The organism is Streptomyces sp. SID14478 (genome assembly GCF_010548525.1).
GTDB lineage: Bacteria > Actinomycetota > Actinomycetes > Streptomycetales > Streptomycetaceae > Streptomyces.
In genome coordinates, this window is the sequence record NZ_JAAGMG010000704.1 from 1 (window position 1) to 6,853 (window position 6,853).

5 protein-coding genes are annotated in these 6,853 nt (G+C 68.6%); 2 read left to right on the forward strand and 3 right to left on the reverse strand.

What is annotated here, in order from left to right:
* The coding region (locus G3I40_RS23460) for a hypothetical protein (protein ID WP_164304099.1) at positions 1-474 on the reverse strand (474 nt) is incomplete at its 3' end.
* A gap of 55 nt (positions 475-529) precedes the next feature.
* Positions 530-1,855, reverse strand: a complete 1,326-nt coding sequence (locus G3I40_RS23465) for a DUF2252 domain-containing protein (protein ID WP_164304100.1) — start codon at positions 1,853-1,855, stop codon at positions 530-532.
* A gap of 229 nt (positions 1,856-2,084) precedes the next feature.
* Here G3I40_RS23465 and dnaE point away from each other — a divergent pair, with 229 nt between their 5' ends.
* Positions 2,085-5,624, forward strand: coding sequence for a DNA polymerase III subunit alpha (gene dnaE, locus G3I40_RS23470; RefSeq protein ID WP_164304101.1), 3,540 nt, complete (start codon positions 2,085-2,087; stop codon positions 5,622-5,624).
* 91 nt (positions 5,625-5,715) lie between these two features.
* On the opposite strand, the gene G3I40_RS23475 is transcribed toward dnaE, so the two are convergent.
* The gene (locus G3I40_RS23475) at positions 5,716-5,898 is read right to left on the reverse strand and encodes a hypothetical protein (protein WP_164304102.1); all 183 of its coding nucleotides are present in this window, start codon (positions 5,896-5,898) and stop codon (positions 5,716-5,718) included.
* Between the two features lie 275 nt (positions 5,899-6,173).
* Here G3I40_RS23475 and G3I40_RS23480 point away from each other — a divergent pair.
* Positions 6,174-6,853 (forward strand): NYN domain-containing protein (locus G3I40_RS23480; protein WP_343245006.1); only part of this gene is annotated, 680 nt, incomplete at its 3' end.

Consider the following 6,853-nt stretch of genomic DNA (forward strand, 5'->3'; position numbering starts at 1 on the left):
CGCGAGTAGACCCACCGTGACGTGCGCGCCCAGCAGCAGCCACGACGCGCTCGCGTCGGTGTGCGCGAGCAGCGCGGCGCCCTTGTCGGTGCTGCCCCCGGTCATCCGCGCCAGCGGCGTGCCGACGTTGCCCGCGCACAGCACGTCGAAGCCGAACGAGCGCAGCGGCCCGGCGACCGGGCCGCCCGCCTCGCCGTAACAGAGGTGCTGGCCGGTGGTGAAGACCGTGTCGGCGGCCAGCTCCAGGGGGACGAGCAGCGCCGCGATCCGGCCGAAGCCGCGCTCCCGGCCGGCCAGTGCGTACGCGATGACGAAGACGGCCAAGGCGGTCGCGGCGACCGTGGTGAGCGGCAGCGGGGCCCGGGACAGCAGGACGTGCGACGCGGCGGACAGCGTCACGACGAGTGCCGTGAACAGTGCCGCGCGCACGGCTCTGAGCTGGGTCCCGGACAGGGCCCCGGATATGTCGTCCATCGCGGAGGAGTGTCCCATGACTGCCTGTAAGCGATGCCTAAGGGGTACCTGTGCGTTACAGCCCCGGAATGCGTCCGTTGCGGAACAGGTCCACGAAGATCTGGTGGTCCGCACGCGCGCGTGCCCCGTACGAGTGGGCGAAATCGACCAGCAGGCCCGCGAAGGAGTCCTCGTCGGCGGCGATCGCCGCGTCGATGGCGCGCTCCGTGGAGAACGGCACGAGGGACTGCCCCGACAGGTCGTCCGCCGCCGCGTGCATCGTCGCCGTGGCCCGGCCGAGATCGGCGACGACGGCCGCGATCTCCTCCGGGTCGTCGATGTCGCCCCAGTCCAGGTCCACCGCGTACGGCGACACCTCGGCGACCAGCTGGCCCGAGCCGCCCAGCTCCGTCCAGCCCAGCCACGGGTCCGCGTGCGCCTGCAGGGCCCGCTGCGAGATGACCGTGCGGTGGCCCTCGTGCTGGAAGTAGTCCTGGATCGCCGCGTCCGTGATGTGCCGGGAGACGGCCGGGGTCTGCGCCTGCTTCATGTAGATCACGACGTCGTTCTCGAGGGCGTCGCTGTTGCCCTCGAGAAGGATGTTGTACGAGGGCAGGCCGGCCGAGCCGATCCCGATGCCGCGGCGGCCGACCACGTCCTTCACGCGGTACGAGTCCGGGCGCGACAGCGACGACTCCGGCAGCGTCTCCAGGTAGCCGTCGAACGCCGCGAGCACCTTGTAGCGCGTCGCCGCGTCCAGCTCGACGGAGCCGCCGCCCTCGGCGAAGCGGCGCTCGAAGTCGCGGATCTCCGTCATGGAGTCGAGCAGCCCGAACCGGGTCAGCGAACGGGCGTCGCGCAGCGCGTCCAGGAGCGGCCCCTCGGCCGTGTCCAGTGTGAAGGGCGGCACCTCGTCGCTCTTGGCGCCCGTGGACAGCGCGTGGATGCGCTCGCGGTAGGCCGCCGCGTACGTACGCACCAGATCGGTGATCTGGTCGTCGCCCAGGGCCTTGGAGTAGCCGATCAGCGCCATGGAGGCGGCGAAGCGCTTGAGGTCCCACGTGAACGGGCCGACGTAGGCCTCGTCGAAGTCGTTCACGTTGAAGATCAGCCGGCCGGTCGCGTCCATGTACGTGCCGAAGTTCTCCGCGTGCAGGTCGCCGTGGATCCAGACCCGGCTGGTGCGGTCGTCCAGGTACGGGCCGCCGTGCTGCTCGCGCTCCACGTCGTGGTAGTAGAGGCAGGCCGTGCCGCGGTAGAACGCGAACGCCGAGGCCGCCATCTTGCGGAACTTGACCCGGAACGCTGCGGGGTCCGCGGCAAGGAGCTCGCCGAACGCGGTGTCGAAGACGGCGAGGATCTCCTCGCCGCGCGCTTCAGCGGTGGGCTGCGGAACCGACATCGCTGGGTGCCTCCTGGTGCGGGATGTGCCGACGTGACGCGGACGTGAGGGACAGATGTTCTGTCCCGTCCAACGCCCGACCGTACTCCGGAGTGCCCGTCGGTTGTCAGCGGTCGGTCGTAGACTTCCAAGCTGTCCCCGGACCGCCCACCCGTCGCCCGACCGCTCCCCTCGACGAGGCGCTGCCCGCCGCCCCGTCGCCTCGCGTTCGCCATTGGAGGCCCCCACCGTGTCAAAGCCGCCCTTCACGCACCTGCACGTCCACACCCAGTACTCGCTGCTGGACGGTGCCGCGCGGCTGAAGGACATGTTCAAGGCCTGCAACGAGATGGGCATGAGCCACATCGCCATGTCCGACCACGGCAACCTCCACGGGGCCTACGACTTCTTCCACACCGCGCAGGGCGCGGGCGTCACGCCGATCATCGGCATCGAGGCGTACGTCGCCCCCGAGTCGCGGCGCAACAAGCGGAAGATCAAGTGGGGCCAGCCCCACCAGAAGCGCGACGACATCTCCGGTTCCGGTGGTTACACCCACAAGACGATCTGGGCGGCGAACAAGACGGGGCTGCACAACCTCTTCAAGCTGTCCTCGGACGCGTACGCCGAGGGCTGGCTGCAGAAGTGGCCGCGCATGGACAAGGAGACGCTCTCCCAGTGGAGCGAGGGCCTCATCGCCTCCACCGGCTGCCCCTCCGGCGAACTGCAGACCCGGCTGCGCCTCGGCCAGTTCGACGAGGCCCTCAAGGCCGCCTCCGAGTACCAGGACATCTTCGGCAAGGACCGGTACTTCCTGGAGCTGATGGACCACGGCATCGAGATCGAGCGCCGGGTCCGCGACGGCCTGCTGGAGATCGGCAAGAAGCTCGGCATCCCGCCGCTGGTGACGAACGACTCGCACTACACGTACGCCCACGAGGCGACCGCGCACGACGCCCTGCTGTGCATCCAGACCGGCAAGAACCTCTCCGACCCGGACCGCTTCCGGTTCGACGGGACGGGCTACTACCTGAAGTCCACGGACGAGATGTACGCCGTCGACTCCTCGGACGCCTGGCAGGAGGGCTGCCGCAACACGCTCCTGGTGGCGCAGCAGATCGACACCACCGGAATGTTCGACAAGCGCGACCTCATGCCGAAGTTCGACATCCCGGAAGAGGGCTACACCAACACCACGTGGTTCAAGGAGGAAGTGCGCCGCGGCATGCTGCGCCGCTACCCCGACGGTGTCCCCGAGGACCGGCAGAAGCAGGCCGAGTACGAGATGGACATCATCATCCAGATGGGGTTCCCGGGGTACTTCCTGGTCGTCGCCGACTTCATCATGTGGGCGAAGAACAACGGCATCGCGGTGGGCCCCGGCCGTGGTTCGGCGGCCGGTTCGATCGTCGCGTACGCCATGGGCATCACCGACCTCGACCCGATCACGCACGGTCTGATCTTCGAGCGGTTCCTCAACCCCGAGCGCGTCTCCATGCCCGACGTCGACATCGACTTCGACGAGCGCAGGCGCGTCGAGGTGATCCGGTACGTGACCGAGAAGTACGGCGCCGACAAGGTCGCCATGATCGGCACGTACGGAAAGATCAAGGCGAAGAACGCGATCAAGGACTCCGCGCGCGTGCTCGGTTACCCGTACGCGATGGGGGACCGCCTCACCAAGGCGATGCCCGCCGACGTCCTCGGCAAGGGCATCGACCTGAACGGCATCACCGACCCCAAGCACCCGCGCTACAGCGAGGCGGGCGAGATCCGGGGGATGTACGAGAACGAGCCGGACGTCAAGAAGGTCATCGACACCGCCAAGGGCGTCGAGGGCCTGGTCCGGCAGATGGGCGTGCACGCCGCCGGCGTCATCATGTCCAGCGAGCCCATCGTCGACCACGCCCCGCTGTGGACGCGGCACACCGACGGCGTGACCATCACGCAGTGGGACTACCCGCAGTGCGAGTCGCTCGGCCTGATCAAGATGGACTTCCTGGGCCTCAGGAACCTGACGATCATGGACGACGCCGTGAAGATGGTGGAGTCCAACAAGGGCATCAAGCTGCAGCTCCTGGACGTCCCCCTGGACGACCCCAAGACGTACGAACTGCTCTGCCGCGGTGACACGCTCGGCGTCTTCCAGTTCGACGGCGGCCCGATGCGGTCGCTGCTGCGCCAGATGCAGCCCGACAACTTCGAGGACATCTCCGCCGTCTCGGCCCTGTACCGGCCGGGCCCGATGGGCATGAACTCGCACATCAACTACGCCGAGCGCAAGAACGGCCGGCAGGAGATCACGCCGATCCACCCGGAGCTCGAAGAGCCCCTGAAGGAGACGCTCGGCCTGACCCACGGCCTCATCGTGTACCAGGAGCAGGTGCAGAAGGCCGCGCAGATCATCGCCGGCTACTCGCTCGGCGAGGCCGACATCCTGCGCCGCGTGATGGGCAAGAAGAAGCCCGAGGAACTGGCGAAGAACTTCACCATCTTCCAGGAGGGCGCCCGCAAGAACGGGTTCTCCGACCAGGCGATCCAGGCCCTGTGGGACGTCCTGGTGCCGTTCGCCGGCTACGCGTTCAACAAGGCGCACTCCTCCGCGTACGGCCTGGTCACCTACTGGACCGCGTACCTGAAGGCCAACTACCCGGCCGAGTACATGGCGGCGCTGCTCACCTCGGTGAAGGACGACAAGGACAAGTCGGCCGTCTACCTGAACGAGTGCCGGCGCATGAAGATCAAGGTGCTCCCGCCGAACGTCAACGAGTCGCTGCACAACTTCGCCGCCCAGGGCGACGACGTGATCCTCTTCGGCCTGGAGGCCGTCCGCAACGTCGGTACGAACGTGGTCGATTCGATCATCCGCTCGCGCAAGGCCAAGGGGAAGTACTCCTCGTTCCCCGACTACCTCGACAAGGTCGAGGCCGCCGCGTGCAACAAGCGGACGACCGAATCCCTCATCAAGGCGGGCGCGTTCGACGAGATGGGGCACACCCGCAAGGGCCTCACCGCGCAGTACGAGCCGATGATCGACAACGTGGTCGCGGTCAAGAGGAAGGAAGCGGAAGGGCAGTTCGACCTCTTCGGCGGCGGCGAGGAGGACAGCGGCGAGCCCGGCTTCGGTCTCGACGTCGAGTTCTCCACCGACGAGTGGGACAAGACGTACCTGCTCGCCCAGGAGCGGGAGATGCTCGGCCTGTACGTCTCCGACCACCCGCTGTTCGGCCTGGAGCACGTGCTGTCCGACAAGGCGGACGCGGGCATCGGGCAGCTCACCGGCGGCGACTTCGGCGACGGTGCGGTCGTCACCGTCGGCGGCATCATCTCCGGCCTGCAGCGCAAGATGACCAAGCAGGGCAACGCGTGGGCGATCGCGACCGTCGAGGACCTCGCCGGTTCCATCGAGTGCATGTTCTTCCCGGCGACGTACCAGCTGGTGTCGACCCAACTCGTCGAGGACGCCGTGGTGTTCGTCAAGGGACGCCTCGACAAGCGGGAGGACGTGCCGCGCCTGGTCGCCATGGAGATGCAGGTCCCCGACCTGTCGAACGCGGGCACCAACGCCCCGGTGATCCTCACCATCCCCGCCCTGAAGGTGACCCCGCCGATGGTCAGCAGGCTCGGCGAGATCCTCTCCAACCACCGGGGCGACAGCGAGGTCCGCATCAAGCTCCAGGGCCCGCGCAAGACCACGGTGCTCCGGCTCGACCGGCACCGCGTGAAGCCGGACCCCTCGCTCTACGGCGACCTGAAGGTGCTGCTGGGCGCCTCGTGCCTGGCGGGCTGATCCGGGACTGACCGGGAGACGGCACGCGCGAGGGGCTCACCCGGAATTCCGGGTGAGCCCCTCGCGCTTACCAAGTGCCTGGAATCAGGCGTCAGTTGTGGCCGAAGCGCTTCTGGTGCTTACGGGCAACATCCGCCGGGCTGCCCTGCGCCTGGGTCAGCGGCATCTCGGACTGTGCTTCCGAAGCCGCCGACTTGGCCTGCTCCTGAGCCTGCTCTGCGGCGGAGGAGCGGTCCTGCTGGGCACCCTGCTTGCGGTTCTTGTTCTTGGCCATGGTGATCTGCCTCCTACGGGGGATCTCGGGGCCAGGGCCGCGTTCAGATTCACATATGTCAACAAAGGTCGCATTTCGGAGAATTACCGTGCGTGACATGCGGTATCGGCGCGCAATCGTCGCGTCCCCGCGGTATTCGCCACGCCGAAGATCGAGTTCGGGCCGTTAACCCCCGCGCGGTCGGGCAGACTCGAAGGAAACCCGAAGCGAACCCGCGGGCGCCGCCCCGTGAGCGCGTCCGGACTGTCGGAAGTCGGCGAAAGAGGGTGGACCGCGTGGACCGTTGCATCGTCCTGGTGGATGCCGGATATCTCCTGGGGGCGGCCGCGAGCCTCCTTGCGGGCGAGCCCTCCCGATCCCGGATCCACGTCGACCACACCGCCCTCATCCAGGGCCTGCGCGAACGCGCCGAATCCGAGACCGAGCGGCAGCTGCTGCGCATCTACTGGTTCGACGGCGCCCCCGACCGCGTCCCCCAGCCCGAGCACCGCCGGCTGCGCGTGATGCCCCGGGTCACCGTCCGGCTGGGCGCCCTGACCCGCAGCGACGGGCGCTGGGCACAGAAGGGCGTCGACGCGGCCATGCACGCCGAGCTGACCGAGCTGGCCCGCAACCGCGCCTGCTCGGACGTGGTCCTGGTGACCGGCGACGGCGACCTGCTGCCCGGCATGATGGCCGCCAAGGAACACGGCGTCGCCGTCCACCTGTGGGCCGTACAGGCCGCCGACGGGGACTACAACCAGTCCGAGGACCTGGTCGCCGAGGCCGACGAGCGGCGCGTGCTCGACCGGATCTGGATCACCAAGGCCGTCCGCGCCAAGGAACTCGGCGGGATCTGCGCCCCGCCGCCCGCCCCGCGCCCCGAGATCGCCGCGATCCTCTCCGCGCCGCTGCCCGAGGGGGCGCTGTCCGCGGGCGCGCGCCCCACGGACGACGCGGCCGACGGGACGCCGGT